The sequence below is a fragment of the [Anoxybacillus] calidus genome (genome assembly GCF_013760845.1).
Lineage (GTDB): Bacteria > Bacillota > Bacilli > Bacillales > Anoxybacillaceae > Paranoxybacillus > Paranoxybacillus calidus.
Map to the genome: position 1 here is coordinate 13,161 of NZ_JACDUU010000002.1, position 22,709 is coordinate 35,869.

Sequence of the window (22,709 nt, forward strand, 5' to 3'; positions counted from 1 at the left end):
AGGGAGGCTGTCTTGAAGGCAACAGACTACTCAACGACAATATGGCGATAAATATTGTATAGTTTGAAGCAGTCTAGCCTATATGACAGCTTCTTTTAATTTGCAACCTTTATAACTAGTTGAATAATCAAAAGCATTGTTACAGCATTTAAAATCATTTGTAAGTGGCGCTTTTTTAATTTATTAGCTATACGAATAGAAGTTTGTGCCCCAATCAGCGATCCTGTTGCTAAAAAAACGGCAACTTTCCAATTAAAATGACCAGCAGATAAATAGGTGCAAAAGGCACCGCAGCAACTAAGAAATGTTTGAAATCTCGTAAAGGCAATAGCAGATAAATATTCAAATCCATTGCGCAAGTACGTATACATTAACAGTGCAGCCTGTCCTGGTCCAAACATTCCGTCATAGATCCCAATTCCATACAGTACAGGATATAGTTTTTTAGGAATCGTGACAGCGGTTTGACGGGTATTTTTCTGTTTTTTAAGTAGCTGCAAAGTTAACGCAAAACTTAATAAGCCGATCGCGATGAATGTCATAGTTTTTTCTGACAAAACTGAAGCGATGATTCCCCCGGTTATCCCACCGCCGAGGCTAATTGGAATCAGCCAGACCGCTTTTCGCCATTGAATTTTCTCTTGACGGAGCAAAACAAAAAAACTTGAAAAGGAGCTGAGCATATTTGAAAACTTCGCTGCTGCAATCGCTTGATGGATCGGAATTCCCGTTATGAGCATTGCGGGCATTCCAATTAATCCTCCCCCTCCTGCAAGCGTTCCGATGAAAGACGTAGCAAATCCGATAAAAATAAGCACTAAAAATTCCACTATTTTCTCCTCCTTTCTTCATTCGTTTTTAAAATCATTGTATGTGAGTTTATTTGATAATGAAATTTTAAAAAATTTAGCATATACTATAAGAAAAACTTATTAAAAGGTGAGATTGTGAACTTTTCTGAATATGAGATTCTCGTTGTTTTAGCAGAAGAGCTCAATATGCGAAAAGCCGCCGAACGTCTGTTTATATCGCAGCCAGCCTTATCACAGCGTTTACAAACGATTGAGCGAAATTGGAATGTAAAAATTTTTTTACGTTCTCAGCGTGGATTAATATTAACGCCGGCTGGTGAAAAAATTGTCTCTTTGTCAAAAGAAGTAGTAGCATCTACCAATCGAGTGAAAGATGAGCTGCAGCAGTCTGAAGGTAAGATAAACGGGACATTAAAGCTTGCGGCTGCTTCGATTATCGCTCAACATTGGCTTCCCAATGTGCTGAAAGATTTTACGGCAACGTATCCGAGCGTAAAAATTTCGCTTATTACTGGTTGGACAAGCGAAATGATGACGGCGATGTACGAAAGCGATGTACACGTTGCTATTGTTCGCGGCCGGCCGGAATGGAACGGAATGATCCGCCGCTTATTTACGGAACAATTGTTTTTAGTCGATAAGGAAATTCAACGATTAGATGATGTTTTTACAACGGAGCGACCGTTTATTCAATTTAAAAGCGATTCAACATATCATCAACAAATTCAACATTGGTGGTATGAACGATATCGTACTTTTCCACAGCGAACGATTGTTGTAGATCAAATTGAGACTTGTAAGCAGCTCGCATATGCTGGAATTGGTTATGCGATTTTGCCGGAGATTGCGATTAAAGAAATTGGCGATGATATGATAAAAATTCCGCTGACTGATCAAAAAGGACAACCGGTGACAAGGGATACATGGCTCATCGGTTCTGACTTGTCGTTTCAACTGCCACAAGTGCAAGCGTTTGTCGGTATCATTGATAAGCACATTGCCTGATTTTTTAGCTTGTCAACTTTATTGCAGTTTGCTAAAGTGAAAAAGAAGAAAGCAGAGGGAGGAAGTATATATGAAAATGATGGATGCAAATGAGATTATTTCATTTATTCAAAATAGTAAAAAAGCGACGCCGGTTAAAGTATACATAAAAGGAAATCTAGAAGGAATCGATTTTGGAGCAAGTGCAAAAACATTCATTACTGGCAATACCGGGGTTGTGTTTGGCGAATGGCAAGAAATTCAAGCTGCTCTTGAGGCAAATAAAGATAAAATTGAAGATTATGTTGTTGAAAATGACCGCCGTAATTCTGCTATTCCGTTGTTAGACTTGAAAGGAATTAAAGCTCGCATTGAGCCGGGCGCAATCATTCGTGATCAAGTCGAAATCGGCGACAATGCCGTTATCATGATGGGAGCTGTTATTAACATCGGAGCTGTTGTTGGAGAAGGTACAATGATTGATATGAATGCGGTGCTTGGCGGTCGTGCAACAGTTGGTAAAAACTGCCATATAGGAGCGGGAGCTGTATTAGCAGGTGTCATCGAACCACCTTCTGCAAAGCCTGTTATTGTAGAAGATGATGTTGTAATTGGTGCTAATGCTGTTATTTTAGAGGGAGTAACCGTTGGAAAAGGAGCGGTTGTTGCGGCAGGAGCCGTTGTTATTGAAGATGTTCCGCCATATACGGTAGTTGCCGGTGTGCCAGCGCGCGTCATTAAACAAATCGATGAAAAAACAAAGGCAAAAACAGAGATTAAGCAGGAACTTCGTCAATTATAAGAAAAGCGGAAGCGAGCGTGGATTTACTCCACGCTTTTTTACAAGGAGGAAAAGAATGTGGAGCAACTAAATCGTTTTGTGGAGATTCGCCGTGATTTACATAAAATTCCCGAGTTAGGTTTTCAAGAATTTAAAACACAGCAATATTTGCTGAATTATATTGGAACATTGCCACAGGAACGATTGGAAGTAAAAACATGGAAAACAGGAGTCTTTGTTAAAGTACGTGGGACAGAGCCGTCGAAGATGATTGGTTATCGAGCGGATATCGACGGGTTGCCTATTAGCGAAGAAACAGGTCTGCCTTTTGCTTCAGAGCATGAAGGAAAAATGCATGCCTGCGGCCATGACTTTCATATGAGCATTGCTCTTGGAGTGTTGACCCATTTTGCCCATCACCCAGTGAAAGATGACTTATTGTTCGTATTCCAGCCTGCAGAAGAAGGGCCGGGCGGGGCTTTGCCAATGTTAGAAAGCGAGATTATGCAACAATGGAAGCCGGATATGATCATCGCGCTTCATATCGCTCCCGAATATCCTGTTGGTACCATTGCCACAAAGGAAGGATTATTGTTCGCCAATACTTCCGAGTTATTTATCGACTTAAAGGGTAAAGGGGGGCATGCCGCATTTCCGCATTTAGCAAACGATATGGTTGTTGCTGCTTGTTCTCTTGTGACGCAGCTACAGTCAATCGTATCACGCAATGTCGATCCGCTTGACAGTGCTGTTATTACAATTGGAAAAATTTCTGGGGGTACAGTGCAAAATGTAATCGCTGAGCATGCTCGGCTTGAAGGAACCATTCGCACTTTATCTGCTGAGTCGATGAAAAAGGTAAAAGAACGAATTGAAGCGATTGTCAAAGGAATTGAAATCGGCTACCAATGTGAAGCGACAATTGATTACGGCTCTATGTATTACCAAGTGTATAATGCTGAACAGCTAACAAATGAATTTATGAGCTTTGTTAAGGAGCATACAAATGTCGAAGTTGTTCGTTGCAAAGAGGCGATGACGGGTGAAGACTTTGGATATATGCTTGCACAAATTCCAGGATTTATGTTTTGGTTAGGAGTTAATTCACCATACGGACTTCATCATTCTAAACTTTCCCCTGATGAAGGTGCGATTGAAACGGCGATTCGTTTGTTAGTTTCTTATCTTATTTGGAAAGCGAATGAATAATTTGCATATTTTCTCCTTACTTGAGACACATTACTTAAGTGAGGAGGTGGATGGACGATGGCGAAAATCGGTGTTGAACAATCATTAACAAACGTACAGGAAGCATTGAGAGAAAGAGGACACGAGGTCGTTCCGCTTCGTCAAGAAAGCGATGCAAAAGGATGCGATTGTTGCGTAGTCACGGGTCAAGACTCCAATGTAATGGGCATTCAAAATGCAGTGACTTCTAGTTCAGTCATTGAAGCGAGCGGTTTAACAGCTGAGGAAGTTTGTCAAAAAGTTGAGGAAAAACTGCGCTAAAACAACACAAATCAAAGAACGAGGCTGCCTCATTCTTGGCGGGAAGGCCTCGTTTTTTTAATAGAGCGATTATTAACTTTTGTTCAGCTGGTCCAATGCTTCTTTTAAGGATTTGCGCAGTTTGCGTTCTATTTCCCACTGAGCCATGTTTTCCGTTTTAGCAATAACGCGAATAACCACTTCTGATGTCCCCAAGTTTTGTACTCCTAAAACATTTGGTCCTTCAATAATTTTCGGTTCCTGTTGTGCAAGAAGATTACATTTATTTTGAAGTGTTTTAATGGCTTCATCAATATTTTGCTCATAAGGAATACTTATGTCGACAAGGGCGCGCATGTTTCCGCGCGAATGATTGCTTAATGTTGTAATCATGCGATTCGGAATATAGTGTAAAGTACCGTCAAAGCTGCGAATTTGTGTTGTCCGAAGACCGATTGCTTCAACGATGCCAGAAAAATTACCTGTGGTTACATAATCCCCAACATCAAGCTGTTTCTCAAGCAATAAAAAGAATCCTGTAACAACATCGCTGACAAGTCCTTGAGCACCAAATCCGACAGCTAAGCCAACAACACCGGCTCCTGCTAAAATCGCAGTTGCTTTAATGTTGAAAGTTTGTAATATCATTACCGCAAAAATAAACGCAAGTGTATAGGAGAAAATATTTGATATTAGAGACTGTAATGTTCGGCTTCTCCCATTAGATATATTCTGATGCTCTTTAATACGCTGGAATACACGATTAATCAATTTTATTCCAAGTTTTTTAATCGTTATGTAGGCAATGTAGATAGCGAGCAACTTTAGGATAATAGTGCCGAAATTTGTGAAAAGGGAAGACCAATCAAAATTCCACTCATTCTGATTCATATTTTTACGCCTCCTTTCTTTTGTTAGAACACGTATTAGTTTTTTACAAAATAACAAAAACATATGCACAAACCATTTGATCTACAGTAAAAATGCTAATTGTTTTGTGTTGGAACTAAAAAATGTTACACTGATTTTAGAGAATGGGTTTAAAGACAAGATGTCTAGGGAATATCTAAATTGAAGCAGTCAGGAAATAAAAAATTAATATTTATTTAAATTAATTATCATTTAATATTGACTAAAAATACTTTTGTCTATTATAATTCTAAATGAAATGATGTTATTTAATTGAGAAAATCATTGGTAGTTTTCTCAATTAAAAATATTTTATGGAGGGATTACATATGGCAGAACGTATGGTAGGTAAACAAGCTCCACGTTTTGAAATGAAAGCTGTTTTACCAAACGGTGAATTTGGTACAGTAAGCCTTGAAGAAAACATGAAGAAAGGCAAATGGACAGTACTTTTCTTCTATCCATTAGACTTCACATTCGTATGCCCAACAGAAATTACAGCGATTTCTGATCGTTACGACGAATTTGAAGATTTAGATGCAGAAGTAATCGGTGTATCAACTGACTCTGTATATTCTCATCAAGCATGGATTAAAACTCCACGCTCAGAAAATGGCCTTGGTGAAATCAAATACCCATTAGCAGCTGATACAAATCATGCTGTTTCTCGTGACTACGGCGTATTAATTGAAGAAGAAGGTATCGCTCTTCGTGGCTTGTTCATCATCGACCCAGAAGGTGAATTAAAATACGCAGTAGTTCACCATAACAACATCGGTCGTGACGTTGATGAAGTATTACGTGTTCTTCAAGCGTTACAAACTGGCGGTCTTTGCCCAGCAAACTGGAAACCAGGTCAAGCAACTCTTTAATGGATAAAAAACAAAAGGTCTAACGTAACGTTAGACCTTTTATCGTACATAATAACAAGGGAAGTTGCCTGCTTTTTTCAAGGATGAAGGAAGCGGGACGACGAGCTTGAACAATATGGAGGGAACGAAAGATGAAATTACGCGAGCCAATGCCGGAGTTAACAGGAGCGACTGTTTGGTTAAATGGAGAAGTGAAGAAAGAACAATTAATAGGGGACAAACCGACGCTTATTCATTTCTGGTCGGTTAGCTGCCATCTTTGTAAAGAAGCGATGCCTCAAGTAAATGAATTCCGTGACCGGTATAAGGATCAATTGAATGTTATCGCGATTCATATGCCGCGTTCAGAAAATGATTTAGATATCGAACAGGTAAAGAAAGTGGCAGAAGAGCATGGAATTACACAGCCAATTGCCGTTGATAATGAACATAAAATAACAGATGCATTTGAAAATCAATATGTTCCTGCTTACTATGTGTTTGATGCTGAAGGAAAACTTCGTCATTTCCAAGCGGGCGGAAGCGGCATGAAAATGTTAGAAAAACGCGTCAACCGCGTTCTTGAGGAAAATAAGAAAACAGAATAGAAATCATGAAAGAAAGCTGACTCATGGGTGTCTAACTTCATACGCAACCCATCATACATTGAGATCTTATATATTTTGGTTGCGAGATTGGACACTTTATTTGGGTCAGCTTTTTTTATGTTGTTTGTAACCATTGTTTATCTAAAAACGTCAATTATGGTAAAAATGTAAAATTAGGAGGAGGCACATGAAATGGGGGAAAATCCTGCTTGTCGGTCTGATTGTTTTCATGAGCATAGCTGGCTGTTCATCAAGCAAGAAGGAAGAATTCAGTCAGAAGGCAAAGTCTACGAAAGATACAGTCATCACAGAACCGCAAGAAATGGAGAGAGAAATAGATGAGCAAAATCCGGAACAAAAAGTGATCCAATCCGAAAATCGGATGGTTATTTATCATGCAGAAATTCGTATGGAAGTAAAGGAGTTTCAAAAAGTTCAGCAAACGATTGAGCAGCTTGTGCAAAATCAAGGAGGATACATCGTTCAAGAGAATGTTTATGAAAGTGAAGATAATCGTTTAGAGGGCACAGTGACGACACGTATACCTCAAGCGAAGTTCCAAACGTTTTTAAGGCAATTGGAAAAACTCGCGATGAAAGTTCATTCTCGTCATGTTACAGGTGAGGATGTAACAGAAGAATTTGTTGACTTAGAATCAAGGTTAAAATCGAAACAAGCGGTTGAAGAAAGACTTTATCAATTTTTGAAAGAGGCAAAAGATACAAAGGACTTGCTCGCCATTTCGAACGATTTAGCAAGAGTGCAGGAAGAAATTGAACAAATTAAGGGAAGAATGAAATATTTGCAAAATCAATCGGCTTTATCGACAGTTACGATTCACCTTTTTGAAAATAAAGTAATTGTTCCAGATTTAGAGAATAAGGATTTAAATACATGGGAAAGGACGAAAAAACAATTTATATCGAGCATAAATCTTTTGCTTTCATTGTTTTCAGGTCTTATTGTATTCATCATTGGTAATTTACCTATTTTCGTTGTATTCATGATTTTAATTGGTTTATTGATTTTCTTTGGAAAAAACATCGTAAAACAGAAAAAATAATATAAGTAAAAAAGCTGGAGATTGAAAAATCTCCAGCTTTTTTACATAAACATCTTTGTGATGTTTGTCACAAAAAATTCATGTTCCCCTTCTTCCAAAAGCTTATTATAGATTTACAATATTAATACAATTGATATAGTGAGAACTCGAGAGGAGTGATGATCGATGGAACTGGATAACGTTATGTTAGCGAGATTATTAACAACGACAACACTTGCTTTTCATATCATTTTTGCGACGATTGGTGTTGGTGTACCAGTAATGATTTCAATTGCTGAATATATTGGCATTAAGCGTAAAGATCCGCATTATTTATTGCTGGCACGGCGCTGGACACGAGGATTTGTCGTGACGGTTGCTGTCGGTGTCGTAACGGGAACGTGCATTGGTTTGCAGTTATCTCTTCTTTGGCCGAGTTTTATGAAGATTGCCGGACAAATTATTAGTTTGCCGCTCTTTTTGGAAACGTTCGCTTTCTTCTTTGAGGCCATTTTTTTAGGAATTTATTTATATACATGGGATCGATTTAAAAAGCCGCTTTATCATTGGTTATTGTCAATTCCTGTTATTATTGGTTCCAGCGCTTCCGCGTTTTTTATTACAACGGTAAACGCGTTTATGAATACACCGCAAGGGTTTCAATTAGAAAACGGAGTAATTACAGCGATTGATCCGATTCAGGCGATGTTTAATCCAGCAACTCCGTCAAAAGTGCTGCATGTGTTAACGTCAGCCTATCTTGCTTCCGCTTTGATTTTAGGAATGATTGCTGCATTCCAGCTGCTGCTGGGAAGAACAGGTGAATATTATAAAAAATCGCTTAAGCTGACAATGGTTTGTGGCTTTGTATTTGCATTTTTAACAGCAGTTGCTGGGGATATCTCTGCTAAATTTTTAGCGAAACATCAGCCGGAGAAATTAGCAGCGGGTGAATGGCATTTTGAAACGGAAAAAGGTGCTGATTTGTTACTATATGGAATTTTAGATGAAAATAATGAAGTAAAATACGCGATTCGTCTTCCAAACATGCTCAGTTTCTTATCGTTTAGTGATTTCAATGCTGAAGTAAAAGGTTTAAATGAATTTCCAGAAGATGAGCGGCCACCTGTTTGGATCCATTATATGTTTGATATTATGGTGACAATTGGAATTTATACTGTCGTTGTTCCTTTCTTATATCTGATTTTTGACAAGCTTAAAGCCTTTAACCCACATAGCAAATGGCTGCTGTGGTCGATTGTGCTTGGTGGACCACTTTCACTTATTGCCATCGAGGTAGGCTGGATTTTTGCGGAAGTAGGACGACAGCCTTGGATTTTGCGCGGATACATGAAGGTAGCGGAAGGTGCAACAACAGCAGATAACGTTGGGCTCATGTTCTTACTGTTCATCGCGCTTTATATTGTATTGGGAGTTGTATGTTCGATTGTACTTGTTAAAATGTTTAAAAATAAACCAGCAGAAGTAGAACTTGAGTATCGTTTCAATAAATGATAAGACAAAGGAAGGGGAATGAGAGGTGGAAATCCAATTAGTCGGTATTACGGTATTATGGCTATTCCTTTACGGATATTTAATTGTTGCCTCGATTGATTTCGGGGCAGGTTTTTTTGCTTATTATGGGAAATTGACTAAGCAAGATCATTTAATTAACCATTTGATTAGCCGCTATTTATCACCGGTTTGGGAAGTAACAAACGTCTTTTTCGTTTTCTTTTTTGTCGGTTTAGTCGGTTTTTTTCCTGATACGGCTTATTATTATGGAACGGCTTTGTTGATTCCTGGCAGCGTTGCACTTGTTTTATTGACGATTCGCGGCTCGTTTTATGCGTTTAGCAACTACGGTTCCAGAGAAAACAAATTGTATTTGTTTTTATATGGGGCGTCTGGTTTGTTAATTCCAGCTTCGTTATCAACGGTCTTGACCATTTCCGAAGGTGGGTTTATCGAAAAGCGTGGTGACGAAATTGTCTTTTTAGCCGATCGCTTACTTACAAGTCCGTACTCTTGGAGTGTTGTGTTTCTAGCCATTGTTAGTGTATTGTTTATTAGTGCGTCGTTTCTCACCTATTATGCGGATCGTGCAGATGATAAACCAGCGTTAGAAATTGTACGGAAATTCGCTTTGTTTTGGAGTTCGCCAACGATTATCGCTAGCTTACTTGTATTTATTGCCTTGCATGAGCATAATGTTGCTCATTTTGAAAAAATGCTTAATTACTGGTGGATGTTTGGTTTTTCGCTCATCTGCTTTTTAGTAGCATCTGGGTTGATATATTTTAGAAAGCGTTATGGAACTGCGTTTATCTTTGTAATGTTGCAATTTTTCTTTGCCTTTTTCGGTTATGGTGTTTCACATTTGCCTTATATTTTAGACCCCTATGTAACGATTTACTCAGCTTATACAAACGAAACGATGGGGATTACGTTAGTTGTCGCGTTCATTGCTGGCTTATGTTTGCTTATACCGTCACTTATTTTGTTGATGAAGCTGTTTTTATTTGATGCGGATTATGTAAAAGGTAAAAAATAAAGCTGCTTGGTTTTTCGGTTATGATAAAATGAACAGGATATAAAAAGATTTCTTAAAATGTTCAATGAGGGGATTAAGAATTTGCCGTCATTGGTCTTGGTCGCTTTGGTGGAAGTATTTGCTATACATTAAGTGAGCAAAGGATGGAAGTTCTGGCGATTGATATGGATGAGGAGCGCGTAAGTATTACATCACATGCGGTAGTAGGCGATTCGACAGATGAATCCGTATTAAAAAGTTTAGAAATTCGCAACTTTGACCATGTCATTGTTGCGATTGGTGATAACATTCAAGCAAGCATTTTGACGACGATTATTTTAAAAGAGCTCAGGGTCAAACATGTTAATGTAAAAGCAGATTATCACGAGAAAGATAAGATTAAAAAATTGGCGCTGACCAAGTCGTTCACCTAGAGAGGGATATGGGAGAACGTATTGCCCACAACATAGACTATTCAGAGTTGTCCGATGAGTACAGCATTGTCGAAATTGCGGCGAGCGTTTAGATGGGCATTCACTGCTTGAATTGGATATTCGCGCACGGTTATGGAATAAATATTGTTGCTAATGATATTATTTGTCTCACCACTAGCATCAGAAATGATCCGCAAAATTGTTATTGGGGCGGATAAAGATATTGACCGCTTTGAAGCAAAAGTAGTGAGCAACGAATAGATAACCATTTAACATAACACCCCCCATGGAATTCCATGGAGGGTGTTATTGTAATAAAAATTATCCAGCTCAGCGCCTTTTCATTCCTTATATCTCCATAATAATTGGCAAAATCATCGGTCTCCGTTTTGTTTTTTCATAGAGGAACGGTGCTAATGTATCAGTAATTTCGTTTTTAATTTCTGACCATTGATTTGTTTTACGTTCTAATACTTTCTCAAGATGTTTGGTAATGAGCGCTTGGGCGTCATTAATTAAATCCCCGGATTCGCGCATGTAAACAAATCCGCGCGAAATAATATCAGGACCTGCAGCAATTTTAAATTCTTTCATATTGATGCTGACGACAACAATGACAAGCCCTTCTTCAGAAAGGATACGACGATCGCGTAAGACAATGTTGCCGATGTCGCCAATGCCGCTTCCATCAATGTAAACGGAGCCTGACGGAATCTTACCGACGATGCCAGCCTCATCTTCACTCAAGCCTAGCACTTCGCCATTATCCATAATAAAGCAATTTTCTTCAGGTACACCGCAATCAACAGCAAGTTTCGCATGCATCCTCTGCATTCGGTATTCACCGTGAATTGGCATAAAATATTTCGGCTTCATCAAGCGAATCATAAGCTTTTGCTCTTCTTGTCCGCCGTGCCCGGAAGTATGAATATCGTTCAACGGACCATGAATAACGTCAGCTCCGGCGCGATAAAGCATATTGATTGTACGGTTGACACTTACGGTATTGCCTGGAATTGGTGAGGAGGAGAAAACGACTGTATCGCCAGGCATAATTTGAATTTGCCGGTGTGTGCCGCTAGCAATTCGCGACAGTGCGGCCATCGGTTCTCCTTGGCTTCCTGTGCATAAAATGGTTACACGGTTTGCCGGCAAGCGATTAATTTGTGCTGCATCAACAAACGTATCTTTTGGACATTTAATATAGCCGAGTTGTTGGCCAATTTCGATAGCTGCTTCCATGCTACGACCAAAGACAGCAATTTTCCGATTGTTTAAAACAGCAGCCTCTGTCACTTGCTGGAGGCGGTGGATGTTGGAAGCAAATGTCGCAAAAATAATCCTTCCTTGCACTTTGCGGAAAATATCATGAATGCTTTCACCGACGCGGCGTTCCGACATTGTAAAATGAGGAATTTCGCTGTTTGTGCTGTCAGATAGCAAGCAAAGCACGCCTTCTTTTCCTATTTCCGCCATTTTTGTTAAGTTTGCTGGTTCACCGACAGGAGTAAAGTCGAATTTAAAATCTCCCGTATGCACGATTTGTCCAGCTGGTGTTTTCACGACAATGCCATAGCTGTCAGGAATACTGTGGGTTGTTCGAAAAAACGTAACCGCTGTTTTTTGAAAACGGATCACATCGTCCTCTTTAATCTCAATCAGTTTTGTTTGGCTTAATAATCCGTGCTCTTCTAGTTTATTTCTAATAAGGCCTAAAGCAAGCTTTCCACCGTAAATTGGAACATTGACTTGGCGAAGCAAGTACGGAATGCCACCGATATGATCTTCGTGCCCATGAGTAATAAACAACCCTTTTATTTTTTCGGCGTTTTTTACTAAATAACTGTAGTCAGGGATGACATAATCAATTCCGAGCAATTCATCCTCTGGAAATTTAATGCCGGCATCGATAATGATGATTTCATCTTGGAATTGCACACCGTATGTATTTTTGCCGATTTCGCCCAAGCCGCCAAGGGCGAAGACGCCTACTTGATTTTCTTTAAGAAACTTCATATTCAAATCTCCAATACTTTAAAATCAGGATTTTGTTTTTCGTATTCTAAATGAGCACCTTCAAGCGGCTGAATATACTCGATATTAATTGTGCGGTCTTGCAGTTTTCGGCGTACTTCGCGCTCTGATTCTGCCTCAATATACAATGTTTTTGTTTTTTCTCTCACAGGCACTTCATCTGGATTTTCTTGATAGAACACTTTGAAAATCATAGTTATCTCTCTCCTTACTAACCGATTATTGCTTATAACTTTTTTTATTATATATAAAAAGTTAATGATTTTCATGTTTTTTCTATAAAAATAAAGCATAGAAAAGGTCTGTATCATCTTTGACGGAATTTGTTCTTTTCATTCATTGATGAACAATTGGACAAAGAAGAGGCTGTCTCAAAAGTAAAGGGTCAGCCCCCACAACCACAATATATCGCACATCATGTTTGGCCATTACACGATATATGGTGAATTTTGCGTGAGGTCAGACCCTTATGGGACAGCCTCTAAGCAATTGATTTTTTCCGAAGTAAATCTTTCCATTGTCGGAGCAGTTTCTTCTTGAGCTTTTTAAGCATCATCCATCACTCCTTACTTTATATTTTATCCATTTCTTAATGAAAGTAAATGTGTTCGTATTCTTGTCATTAGTATATGTGTTAGAAGTTTTGTTTTTCATGGATAAATGTGGAGTAAATAGAATGGTAAATTGTTTGACATTTCCATGTTCTTCCGTTAGCTTAATGTTATTAAACAGTGAATGGAAGGGGATTGGCGAAGTGGGGAAACTTTATGGAGCGCTTGTCGGCTTAAGCATCATTTGGGGAATGTCCTTTTTCTTTATTAAAATTCTTGTCGATGAGCTCGGAAATTGGGGAGTTAGTTTCTGGCGTTGTTTTTTTGGTGCTTTAATGCTTTTACTTGTAATGCTTGTAAAAAAGGAAGTTGTTCGGTGGCGTGAAGTACCATTTTGGCCTGTTTTCTTTGTTGGTTTGTTCAATAATGCGCTGCCTTGGGGATTGATTGCGTTAAGTGAAACACTTATTTCCAGCAGCATGGCCTCATTCATTAACGCTGCAACGCCGCTTTGGACAATGGTAATAGGATCGATTTGGTTTTCCGTAACATTAACTAAAAGGCAATGGGGTGGAGTATTTCTAGGTTTTGCGGGAATTTTTGTACTGGCAGATATAAAAATAGAAAATATTTTATCAGAAAATATTTTTGGTGTTATGATGATGATGGCAGCAACGATTTGTTATGGATTAGGCGCCCATTTATCTAAAAAATATTTACAACATTTAAGTGTCACTCATATCTCCTTTACTACATTAACAGTGGCTTCGGTCATTAGCTTTGTTTGTATGCAAATATTTAATCGTACTCCTATTCATATCATCCAATCAAGTGAGATCATTTTAGCGTTAATCGGACTGGGCGCATTTGGATCTGGAATTGCGTATTTATTGTATTATTATTTGGTGAAAGAAGGAAGTGCAGAATTTGCTTCGCTTGTTACGTATATCGTTCCTGTAAGTGCCACGTTTTGGGGAGCGTTACTGCTAAATGAAACGATTTCTACACATATGATTTTAGGCGTGCTTTTCATATTCGGGGGAGTTTATTTATCTTCATACAATCAAAGAGAGAAACAACATATAGGAGAGGTTAGAGAATTATGAAAAAGAAAATTGTATTTTTTGATATTGATGGAACGTTGTTAGATGAAAATAAAGAATTGCCTGATTCGACCGTTCAAGCGGTACAAGCTTTAAAAGATACCGGTGTTTATGTTGCTATCGCTACAGGGAGAGCGCCGTTTATGTTTGCTGATTTACGAAAGCGTTTAGGAATAGATTCTTACGTCAGTTTTAACGGTCAATATGTCGTATTTGAGGGAGAAGTTATTTATCAAAAACCGTTGAATCGGGAAAGACTTCACACTTTAAAAGAACATGCTCACGAAAATGGGCATCCGCTCATCTTTATGGATGCGGAGACAATGAGGGCAAGCATGGATAATCATCCATATATTCATGTAAGCATGGGGAGTTTGAAGTTTACTCATCCGGAGCTGGATCCGTTTTATTATGAGAACCGCGATATTTACCAGGCGCTTTTATTTTGTAAACCGGAAGAGGAACATTTATATATTCATGAATATAGTGAATTTCGTTTTGTGCGTTGGCATGCTGTATCAACGGACATTCTTCCATTTGGCGGTTCAAAAGCGGAAGGGATTAAGCGGATGATCGAAAGGCTTGGAATTAAAAAAGAGGATGTATACGCATTTGGGGACGGTCTCAATGATATTGAGATGCTTCGCTTTGTTGGGACAGGTGTAGCTATGGGGAATGCAAAAGAGGAAGTAAAAGAAGTGGCTGATTTTGTGACAAAGGATGTCGCTGAGGAAGGAATATTATACGGATTAAAGCAGCTACAATTAATTAAATAAGAGAAAAAGGAGCTGACCCATAAGTCTCTGACCTCACATGCATGTCACAATATATAGTCTATTTGTTATATTGCGTTGTGTGGTCTGACACTTTTCTCTAGGGTCAGCTTTTTTTTCGTTCATCGCTCGATAGGTATCGCATTATCAGGAACTTTAAATGGGTTTTCTTTATTAATATGATCATAAAACATAATTCCGTTTAGATGGTCGATTTCATGCTGGAATACGATAGCTGGTAAGCCCTTCAGACGAATTTTTATTTCTTCTCCTTCAAGAGTGGTACCTGTTACAGTAATTCTAGCGTAGCGGGGTACATACCCTGGCACATCGCGATCAACTGAAAGGCAACCTTCTCCGCTTGTTAAATAACATTGTTCGACGGAGTGACTGATAATTTTTGGATTGAAAAGAGCGTAACTGTATAACGTTCCCTTTTCATCTGTTACATGAACAGCGATCATTCGTTTTGACACATTAATTTGTGGAGCAGCTAAGCCAATGGCGGGACGCAGCCCATATTTTTCTGCTAATTCAGGGTTTTGGCTCATTTTTACATATTCAATTAGGCTGCGCAAAATTTCTTTATCTTCTTCTGAAGCAGGAAGAGGAACTTCTTCTGCCACTTTACGCAACGTCGGATGTCCTTCTTTAATAATATCTTTCATTGTAATCATTTCTTTCACTCCTTTTGCCCATAATGTATGATTTTAGTCTAACAAATTTTCGTTTTTGTCGTAAACTTGAACGACGGGATTTATTTTTGTATACTACTCAACAATCGACTTAAAGGTTTTTGAAATTAAAATATGAGCGAAATCTGCGGAAAAGAGATGAAAGGGGAGAGAATGGACGGTGCTACAACGAAAAGTTCGTTTATGGTTTATGTTTGTCATTGTGCTGTTTATCGCTGGTTGTAACATTCTTCCCTCAGAACATTCTTTATTATCAGCATTGGAAAAGCTGGCCAAATACGAGGAAGAATTTCATGAGCAACAAAAGCCTCTTGTCGAGTTAGAAAAGAAAGAAAAAGAAATTTATGATCGTATTATGTCGCTTGGCATGAAACAGTTCCGAGAAATTTTAAAGTTATCCGAACAAGCATTAGAGATTATTGAAAAAAGGGAAAAACGAATAAAAAAAGAATATGAGAGCATCCAGCTGGCACAAAAACAATTAGAAGAAGTAAAAAAAGAAATATCTTCGCTTTCTGATCAGCCAATTAAAGAAGATGCTTCTCATTTAGCTCAGCTGCTAGAGAAGCGATATATGACGTATGATGAATTGTACAACTATTATCAGCAAGCGTTGCAATTAGAAACCGATTTATATCGAATGTTTCAAAACAAGCAGTTAACTTTAGAACAATTAGAACAGCAAGTAGTAAAAATTAATTCCGCTTATGATGAGATTAAAAAAGCGAATGAACAGTTTAATCTCTATACGGTTCAGTATAATGAAGCAAAAAAAGCATTAATTAACAAATTAAAATAAGAGGCTGTCACATCATGACAGTCTTTTTTGTTTTATAAAAAAATTGGATGAGACAGTATTAGTACAGATTTATTTGTATAATATAACAGATTGTCGAGGATAAGTTATTTTTTTGAATTAAATGGGAATACATTAACCTAGATATATAGTAGTTTAAAGTAATTGACGATAAAAGGAATAAGGTGTAAACTTGAAATGGCGAGCAAGGGTTGTATTAATTTTTTTCTCCAAAAAATTAATACAGAATAAATCATTTCCGCTTCTTGCCAATGATCGTGTTGGCCATCAAGTCATTTAGGGCGACTATTGCAAATTTTGTCTGTGTATACACAATTTTGGGTAAATTAATGCTGTATGTGTTGTCTGCGATTTTATTTTTCATAAACAAAAGAAAGGTAGAGGTGAACGTGATGGGTGCAAAAACATCCCAATTCAATGTAAAGAAGCAGCTTGAAAAAATTGCTGAACAATTTCCAACGTTCCAAATCTTAAATGAGGAAGGCGAAGTTGTAAACGAAGCGGCAATGCCGAATTTAAGCGACGAGCAGCTAAAAGAGCTTATGCGTCGTATGGTGTACACTCGCGTACTAGACCAACGTTGTATTTCATTAAACCGTCAAGGTCGTCTCGGTTTCTATGCGCCAACAGCTGGACAAGAAGCAAGCCAAATCGGAAGCCAGTTTGCTCTTGAAAAAGAAGATTTTATTTTACCTGCTTACCGTGATATTCCACAAATGATTTGGCATGGACTTCCGCTTTATCAAGCGTTTTTATTCTCACGCGGTCATTTCCATGGCAACCAAATTCCTGAGGGTGTCAATTTGTTGCCGCCACAAATTATTATCGGCGCGCAAATCATTCAAGCAGCAGGTGTTGCGCTTGGTATTAAAAAACGTGGCGAAAAAGCGGTTGCGATTACATATACAGGTGACGGCGGAGCTTCTCAAGGGGATTTCTATGAAGGTATTAACTTTGCGGGAGCTTTCAATGTACCAGCGATTTTCGTTGTGCAAAACAACCGCTTTGCGATTTCTACACCGGTAGAAAAGCAATCTGCGGCAAAAACAATCGCGCAAAAAGCAGTAGCTGCTGGTATTCCAGGTATCCAAGTGGACGGTATGGACCCATTAGCAGTGTATGTGGCTGTGCGTGAAGCTCGTGAACGCGCTATTAATGGTGAAGGTCCGACATTAATCGAAACATTAACGTTCCGTTATGGTCCACACACAATGGCTGGTGACGACCCAACACGTTATCGTTCAAAAGAATTAGAAGACGAGTGGGAAAAGAAAGATCCGATTGTTCGTTTCCGCAAGTTCTTAGAAAAGAAAGGTTTATGGAGCGAAGAAGAAGAAACTCAAGTAATCGAACAAGCGAAAGAAGACATTAAACAGGCGATTAAGAAAGCAGACGAAACGCCAAAACAAAAAGTAACTGACTTAATGGACATCATGTACGAAAATATGCCGTTCAACTTAAAAGAGCAATATGAAATTTATAAAGAGAAGGAGTCGAAGTAAGCCATGGCGCAAATGACAATGATTCAAGCAATCACTGATGCATTGCGCATCGAGTTGAAAAATGATCCAAACGTTTTAGTGTTCGGAGAAGACGTTGGTCTTAATGGGGGAGTATTCCGTGCAACAGAAGGATTGCAAGCGGAATTTGGCGAAGATCGCGTATTTGATACTCCGCTAGCTGAATCAGGAATCGGTGGTCTTGCTGTTGGTTTAGCGGTAAAAGGTTTTCGTCCGGTCCCTGAAATTCAATTCTTTGGATTCGTATACGAAGTAATGGACTCTATTAACGGTCAAATGGCTCGTATGCGCTATCGTTCAGGCGGGCGCTTCAGCATGCCGATTACTGTTCGTTCTCCGTTCGGTGGCGGCGTTCATACGCCAGAGCTGCACGCAGATAGCTTAGAAGGATTAGTTGCACAACAACCGGGATTGAAAGTTGTCATTCCTTCTACACCTTATGATGCAAAAGGTTTATTAATTTCTGCGATTCGTGATAATGACCCTGTCATTTTCTTAGAGCATATGAAGCTTTACCGTTCTTTCCGCCAAGAAGTACCGGAAGGAGAATATACGATTCCAATCGGTAAGGCGGACATTAAGCGCGAAGGAAAAGATTTAACGATTATCGCGTATGGTGCAATGGTGCATGAATCATTAAAAGCGGCTACAGAACTTGAAAAAGAAGGAATTTCTGCAGAAGTCATTGACTTGCGTACAGTTCAGCCATTAGACATTGAAACAATCATTGCATCTGTTGAAAAAACAGGACGTGCAATCGTTGTTCAAGAAGCGCAAAAACAAGCTGGTATTGCTGCAAATGTTGTTGCAGAAATTAATGACCGTGCAATTTTAAGCCTTGAGGCTCCAGTGTTGCGTGTAGCTGCACCTGATACTGTATATCCATTCTCTCAAGCTGAGCCAGTTTGGTTACCAAACTTTAAAGATGTAATCGAAACTGCAAAGAAAGTAATGAGTTTCTAATTTTAGAGAAAACATAATAGCACTGATTAAGCATAAGGCTGACCTAAATGCGAAGTGTCAGACCTCACAACGCAATATATAGGATTATATGCACGCGAGGTCAGACACTTATGGGTCAGCCCCGAATTGAAAAAGACAATAGGAGGTCGACGAAAAGTGGCATTTGAGTTTAAATTGCCAGATATCGGTGAAGGTATTCATGAAGGTGAAATTGTTAAATGGTTCGTAAAACCTGGCGATGAAGTAAATGAAGATGATGTGCTTTGCGAAGTTCAAAACGATAAAGCAGTTGTAGAAATTCCATCTCCTGTAAAAGGAAAAGTGCTTGAAATTTTAGTGGATGAAGGAACAGTGGCAACAGTTGGCCAAACGTTAATTAAATTTGATGCTCCTGGATATGAAAATCTTAAATTTAAAGGTCAAGATCATGATGATGAACCAAAAGCAGAGGAAGTAAAAGAAGAAGCTCCAGCAGCGGCAGAAAAAGCGGCAGCTCAAACAGCTGAAGTAGATCCAAACCGCCGCGTCATTGCGATGCCTTCTGTTCGCAAATATGCGCGTGAAAAAGGCGTAGACATTCGTCTTGTACAAGGAACAGGAAAAAATGGCCGTGTGTTAAAGAGTGATATTGATGCATTCTTAGCCGGTGGTGCGACAGCTGCTGCACCAGTTCAAGAAGCTCCAGCTGCAGAGGAAAAAGCAGCTCCGAAAGCAGAAGCTAAGCCTGCTGCTCAACCAGTTGTACTTGAAGGGGAATTCCCAGAAACTCGCGAGAAAATGAGCGGCATCCGTCGCGCAATTGCAAAAGCGATGGTAAATTCCAAACATACGGCTCCACACGTTACATTAATGGACGAAGTCGACGTGACAAAGCTTGTTGCTCATCGCAAGAAATTCAAAGAAATCGCTGCGCAAAAAGGCATCAAGTTAACGTTCTTGCCTTACGTTGTAAAAGCTTTAACATCTGCGCTGCGTGAATTCCCAACATTGAATACATCTATCGATGATGCAACAGATGAAGTGATTTATAAACATTATTACAATATTGGTATTGCAGCTGATACAGACAAAGGTCTTCTTGTACCAGTTGTGAAACACGCAGATCGTAAGTCAATTTTTGCGCTTGCGAAAGAAATTAACGAGCTAGCTACAAAAGCTCGCGAAGGAAAACTCCTTCCAAATGAAATGAAAGGAGCATCTTGCACAATTACGAATATCGGTTCTGCTGGCGGCCAATGGTTCACTCCAGTAATTAACCATCCAGAAGTAGCAATTCTTGGTATTGGTCGCATTAGTGAGAAGCCAATCGTTCGCGATGGTGAAATTGTGATTGCTCCGGTATTAGCGTTGTCATTAAGCTTCGACCATCGTATGATTGATGGTGCAACAGCACAAAATGCATTAAATCATATTAAACGTTTACTAAACGACCCAGAATTATTATTAATGGAGGCGTAAAACAATGGTAGTCGGCGATTTCGCAATTGAAACTGAAACTCTTGTCGTTGGTGCAGGTCCTGGTGGTTATGTAGCAGCGATCCGCGCTGCACAATTAGGACAAAAAGTAACGATTGTCGAGAAAGCAAATCTCGGCGGTGTGTGCTTAAATGTTGGTTGTATCCCATCAAAAGCATTAATTTCTGCAGGCCATCGCTTTGAAGTTGCAAAACACTCAGAGGACATGGGAATTAAAGCAGAAAATGTGGCAGTTGATTTTTCAAAAGTACAAGAATGGAAAAACAGCGTTGTTAAAAAGTTGACAAGCGGCGTTGAAGGATTATTAAAAGGAAATAAGGTAGAAATTGTACGTGGTGAAGCATATTTTGTAGATGCGAATACAGTGCGTGTCATGACAGAAAATAGCGCACAAACATATAAGTTCCAAAATGCAATTATCGCAACAGGTTCACGTCCAATTGAACTTCCAGGATTTAAATTCTCTAAACGTGTGCTTGACTCTACTGGAGCATTGAGCTTGCAAGAAATTCCAAAATCAATGGTAGTCATCGGTGGTGGCTACATCGGTACAGAGCTTGGTACTGCATATGCAAACTTTGGTACAAAAGTAACGATTCTTGAAGGTGCTGACGAAATCCTTTCCGGCTTTGAAAAGCAAATGACCGCAGTTGTGAAGCGCCGCTTAAAGAAAAAAGGTGTTGAAGTATTTACAAATGCGCTCGCTAAAGGTGTTGAAGAACGTGAAGATGGCGTAACTGTTACATTTGAAGTGAAAGGCGAGACAAAAACGGTTGATGCTGACTATGTGCTTGTGACAGTCGGCCGTCGTCCAAATACAGAAGAGCTTGGTCTTGAACAATTAGGCATTAAAATGACTGAGCGCGGTCTTATTGAAATTGATAAACAGTGCAGAACAAGTGTACCTAACATTTACGCGATTGGTGATATTGTTGCTGGACCACCTTTAGCACATAAAGCGTCTTACGAAGGAAAAATTGCTGCAGAAGCGATTGCTGGCCATCCGTCAGAAATCGATTATCTAGCGATTCCTGCTGTTGTATTCTCTGACCCAGAATGTGCTTCTGTCGGCTATTTTGAAAAACAAGCAAAAGACGAAGGTATTGAAGTGACGACAGCAAAATTCCCATTTGCTGCAAACGGTCGTGCACTTGCGCTTAACGATGCAGATGGCTTTATGAAGCTTGTTGTGCGCAAAGATGATGGTGTTATCATTGGTGCGCAAATCGTAGGGCCAAATGCGTCTGATATGATTGCTGAGCTCGGGCTTGCGATTGAAGCAGGCATGACAGCTGAAGATATCGCTATGACGATTCATGCGCACCCAACATTAGGTGAAATTGCGATGGAAGCAGCGGAAGTGGCTCTTGGAAGTCCGATTCATATCATAAAATAATTTGAAAAAAGGGACTGACCTATCAGTGTCTGACCTCATGTGTATTCGCAATATATAGTTATGTTCTATATATTGTTTTGTGGGGGCTGACTTGAGGTCAGTCTCTTTTTTTATTGGATTTTAGAACGGATTATAAAATAATTGTCCAAGCACGTACATAATTTTATGATAAGAGAAAATATGGAGGTTTTTTGAATGAAGGAATATGTTGTATGTTTAACGCAATCGCTTATTTGGAGCGCTTTTTCACTTGTAGAATGGCTTTCGGCACGAGATCGCCCTTTTTTTAAAGGAATGCTTCTTTGTATATTTTTGTACATTGCCTTTCTATTCGCGCAAAAAATGGGATTACGCACAAAAAAAGCGTTATTTACCACGATTATGACACTTATCGTTTATTTTAGCTTCCAACAATTGTTTTGGAGTTTTATCCATTAAATGAAAAAACGATAGCGCTTGAGCAGCTATCGTTTATAATAATACATTACGCGTCCATTAAATAAATGCAGCTCTCCTTCTAGTTTTTTAGCGAGGAATTTGCAAAATTCATTCGCTTTTCCTTTGTCACCATGTGTTGCTCCTTGCGGCAAGGTGACTTGAATAAACGTTTGTTCTTCCGCTTCACCGGTATCTTCATTCAGAATTTGTTCTTGCCCGACACCGACAATAATTGTTCGATAACGGTCGCTTTTTCCTTTTAAGTAAAACCATTGTTCTTTTCCTTCATCTGTCTCCACAATCGTATAAGGAAATGCCGCCTCTGCGTAACTCCACCCTAATTGTTCCCCAGTTTTCTTGGTGATGTCTTGATAATATTGAAATAATTCTTTTACTTCTGATAATGTAATCGTTTTCTTTTTTGATGCAGAAACTAATTTGATATATGCATGTGTTGCCATCGTCAAACCACCTCTACTATTTCGACATCCCCTTTCATTC

General features: G+C 39.1%; 23 protein-coding genes and 1 pseudogene. 18 read left to right on the top strand and 6 right to left on the bottom strand.

Annotated elements, in window-relative coordinates; genetic code table 11:
* Positions 1-95: 95 nt before the first annotated feature.
* Positions 96-830 (bottom strand): TSUP family transporter, encoded by a 735-nt coding sequence (locus tag HNQ85_RS04300; protein ID WP_181536534.1) that lies wholly within the window; start codon positions 828-830, stop codon positions 96-98.
* A gap of 117 nt (positions 831-947) precedes the next feature.
* Between HNQ85_RS04300 and HNQ85_RS04305 the strand changes: the two genes are divergently transcribed.
* From HNQ85_RS04305 to HNQ85_RS04320, 4 genes are all read left to right on the top strand, one after another.
* Positions 948-1,817 carry a LysR substrate-binding domain-containing protein gene (locus HNQ85_RS04305; protein WP_181536535.1) on the top strand — a complete coding sequence of 290 codons (870 nt, stop codon included), beginning with the start codon at positions 948-950 and terminating at the stop codon, positions 1,815-1,817.
* Between the two features lie 70 nt (positions 1,818-1,887).
* Complete coding sequence (gene dapD, locus HNQ85_RS04310) at positions 1,888-2,598, top strand: 2,3,4,5-tetrahydropyridine-2,6-dicarboxylate N-acetyltransferase (protein WP_181536536.1); 711 nt, start codon at positions 1,888-1,890, stop codon at positions 2,596-2,598.
* Positions 2,599-2,655: 57 nt separating this feature from the next.
* Positions 2,656-3,786 (top strand): amidohydrolase, encoded by a 1,131-nt coding sequence (locus HNQ85_RS04315; RefSeq protein ID WP_181536537.1) that lies wholly within the window; start codon positions 2,656-2,658, stop codon positions 3,784-3,786.
* Between the two features lie 57 nt (positions 3,787-3,843).
* Positions 3,844-4,086 (top strand): YkuS family protein, encoded by a 243-nt coding sequence (locus HNQ85_RS04320; protein ID WP_181536538.1) that lies wholly within the window; start codon positions 3,844-3,846, stop codon positions 4,084-4,086.
* Between the two features lie 72 nt (positions 4,087-4,158).
* On the opposite strand, the gene HNQ85_RS04325 is transcribed toward HNQ85_RS04320, so the two are convergent.
* Positions 4,159-4,956 carry a mechanosensitive ion channel family protein gene (locus HNQ85_RS04325; RefSeq protein WP_181536539.1) on the bottom strand — a complete coding sequence of 266 codons (798 nt, stop codon included), beginning with the start codon at positions 4,954-4,956 and terminating at the stop codon, positions 4,159-4,161.
* Positions 4,957-5,303: 347 nt separating this feature from the next.
* Here HNQ85_RS04325 and HNQ85_RS04330 point away from each other — a divergent pair, with 347 nt between their 5' ends.
* The 6 genes and pseudogenes from HNQ85_RS04330 to HNQ85_RS04355 all read left to right on the top strand — a co-directional run bounded on the left by HNQ85_RS04330 (position 5,304) and on the right by HNQ85_RS04355 (position 10,703).
* The gene (locus HNQ85_RS04330; RefSeq protein ID WP_181536540.1) at positions 5,304-5,846 is read left to right on the top strand and encodes a peroxiredoxin; all 543 of its coding nucleotides are present in this window, start codon (positions 5,304-5,306) and stop codon (positions 5,844-5,846) included.
* Positions 5,847-5,977: 131 nt separating this feature from the next.
* The gene (locus HNQ85_RS04335; RefSeq protein ID WP_181536541.1) at positions 5,978-6,433 is read left to right on the top strand and encodes a redoxin domain-containing protein; all 456 of its coding nucleotides are present in this window, start codon (positions 5,978-5,980) and stop codon (positions 6,431-6,433) included.
* Between the two features lie 187 nt (positions 6,434-6,620).
* A complete protein-coding gene (locus HNQ85_RS04340) occupies positions 6,621-7,496 on the top strand; it encodes a DUF4349 domain-containing protein (RefSeq protein WP_181536542.1) in 876 nt (291 codons plus the stop codon).
* Between the two features lie 165 nt (positions 7,497-7,661).
* Complete coding sequence (locus HNQ85_RS04345; protein ID WP_181536543.1) at positions 7,662-8,990, top strand: cytochrome ubiquinol oxidase subunit I; 1,329 nt, start codon at positions 7,662-7,664, stop codon at positions 8,988-8,990.
* 25 nt (positions 8,991-9,015) lie between these two features.
* Positions 9,016-10,029: a cytochrome d ubiquinol oxidase subunit II gene (locus HNQ85_RS04350; RefSeq protein ID WP_181536544.1), complete on the top strand. Its 1,014-nt coding sequence runs from the start codon at positions 9,016-9,018 to the stop codon at positions 10,027-10,029.
* 89 nt (positions 10,030-10,118) lie between these two features.
* Positions 10,119-10,703: pseudogene (locus HNQ85_RS04355) on the top strand (potassium channel family protein).
* 87 nt (positions 10,704-10,790) lie between these two features.
* Here the strand turns inward: HNQ85_RS04355 and rnjA are convergent.
* Positions 10,791-12,458, bottom strand: a complete 1,668-nt coding sequence (gene rnjA / locus HNQ85_RS04360) for a ribonuclease J1 (protein WP_181536545.1) — start codon at positions 12,456-12,458, stop codon at positions 10,791-10,793.
* Positions 12,459-12,460: 2 nt separating this feature from the next.
* Positions 12,461-12,670 carry a DNA-dependent RNA polymerase subunit epsilon gene (locus tag HNQ85_RS04365; protein ID WP_181536546.1) on the bottom strand — a complete coding sequence of 70 codons (210 nt, stop codon included), beginning with the start codon at positions 12,668-12,670 and terminating at the stop codon, positions 12,461-12,463.
* A 482-nt stretch (positions 12,671-13,152) separates the two neighbouring features.
* Between HNQ85_RS04365 and HNQ85_RS04370 the strand changes: the two genes are divergently transcribed.
* Positions 13,153-14,133, top strand: coding sequence for a DMT family transporter (locus HNQ85_RS04370; protein ID WP_181536547.1), 981 nt, complete (start codon positions 13,153-13,155; stop codon positions 14,131-14,133).
* Complete coding sequence (locus tag HNQ85_RS04375) at positions 14,130-14,906, top strand: Cof-type HAD-IIB family hydrolase (RefSeq protein WP_181536548.1); 777 nt, start codon at positions 14,130-14,132, stop codon at positions 14,904-14,906. Before HNQ85_RS04370 ends, HNQ85_RS04375 begins: the two co-directional genes overlap by 4 nt.
* Before the next feature lie 119 nt (positions 14,907-15,025).
* Here the strand turns inward: HNQ85_RS04375 and def are convergent, their stop codons facing one another.
* Complete coding sequence (gene def / locus HNQ85_RS04380; RefSeq protein WP_181536549.1) at positions 15,026-15,580, bottom strand: peptide deformylase; 555 nt, start codon at positions 15,578-15,580, stop codon at positions 15,026-15,028.
* A gap of 178 nt (positions 15,581-15,758) precedes the next feature.
* Here def and HNQ85_RS04385 point away from each other — a divergent pair, with 178 nt between their 5' ends.
* From HNQ85_RS04385 to HNQ85_RS04410, 6 genes are all read left to right on the top strand, one after another.
* Entirely contained in the window at positions 15,759-16,397 is a 639-nt protein-coding gene (locus tag HNQ85_RS04385; protein WP_181536550.1) for a YkyA family protein, read from the top strand.
* A gap of 410 nt (positions 16,398-16,807) precedes the next feature.
* A complete protein-coding gene (gene pdhA / locus HNQ85_RS04390; protein WP_181536551.1) occupies positions 16,808-17,917 on the top strand; it encodes a pyruvate dehydrogenase (acetyl-transferring) E1 component subunit alpha in 1,110 nt (369 codons plus the stop codon).
* 3 nt (positions 17,918-17,920) lie between these two features.
* The gene (locus HNQ85_RS04395) at positions 17,921-18,898 is read left to right on the top strand and encodes an alpha-ketoacid dehydrogenase subunit beta (RefSeq protein WP_181536552.1); all 978 of its coding nucleotides are present in this window, start codon (positions 17,921-17,923) and stop codon (positions 18,896-18,898) included.
* 156 nt (positions 18,899-19,054) lie between these two features.
* Complete coding sequence (locus HNQ85_RS04400; protein WP_181536553.1) at positions 19,055-20,356, top strand: 2-oxo acid dehydrogenase subunit E2; 1,302 nt, start codon at positions 19,055-19,057, stop codon at positions 20,354-20,356.
* Between the two features lie 4 nt (positions 20,357-20,360).
* A complete protein-coding gene (gene lpdA / locus HNQ85_RS04405) occupies positions 20,361-21,770 on the top strand; it encodes a dihydrolipoyl dehydrogenase (protein WP_181536554.1) in 1,410 nt (469 codons plus the stop codon).
* Between the two features lie 195 nt (positions 21,771-21,965).
* Positions 21,966-22,208: a hypothetical protein gene (locus tag HNQ85_RS04410; RefSeq protein ID WP_181536555.1), complete on the top strand. Its 243-nt coding sequence runs from the start codon at positions 21,966-21,968 to the stop codon at positions 22,206-22,208.
* Between the two features lie 26 nt (positions 22,209-22,234).
* Here HNQ85_RS04410 and HNQ85_RS04415 read toward each other — a convergent pair whose 3' ends face one another.
* Entirely contained in the window at positions 22,235-22,669 is a 435-nt protein-coding gene (locus tag HNQ85_RS04415) for a DUF1885 family protein (protein WP_181536556.1), read from the bottom strand.
* Between the last annotated feature and the right edge of the window lie 40 nt (positions 22,670-22,709).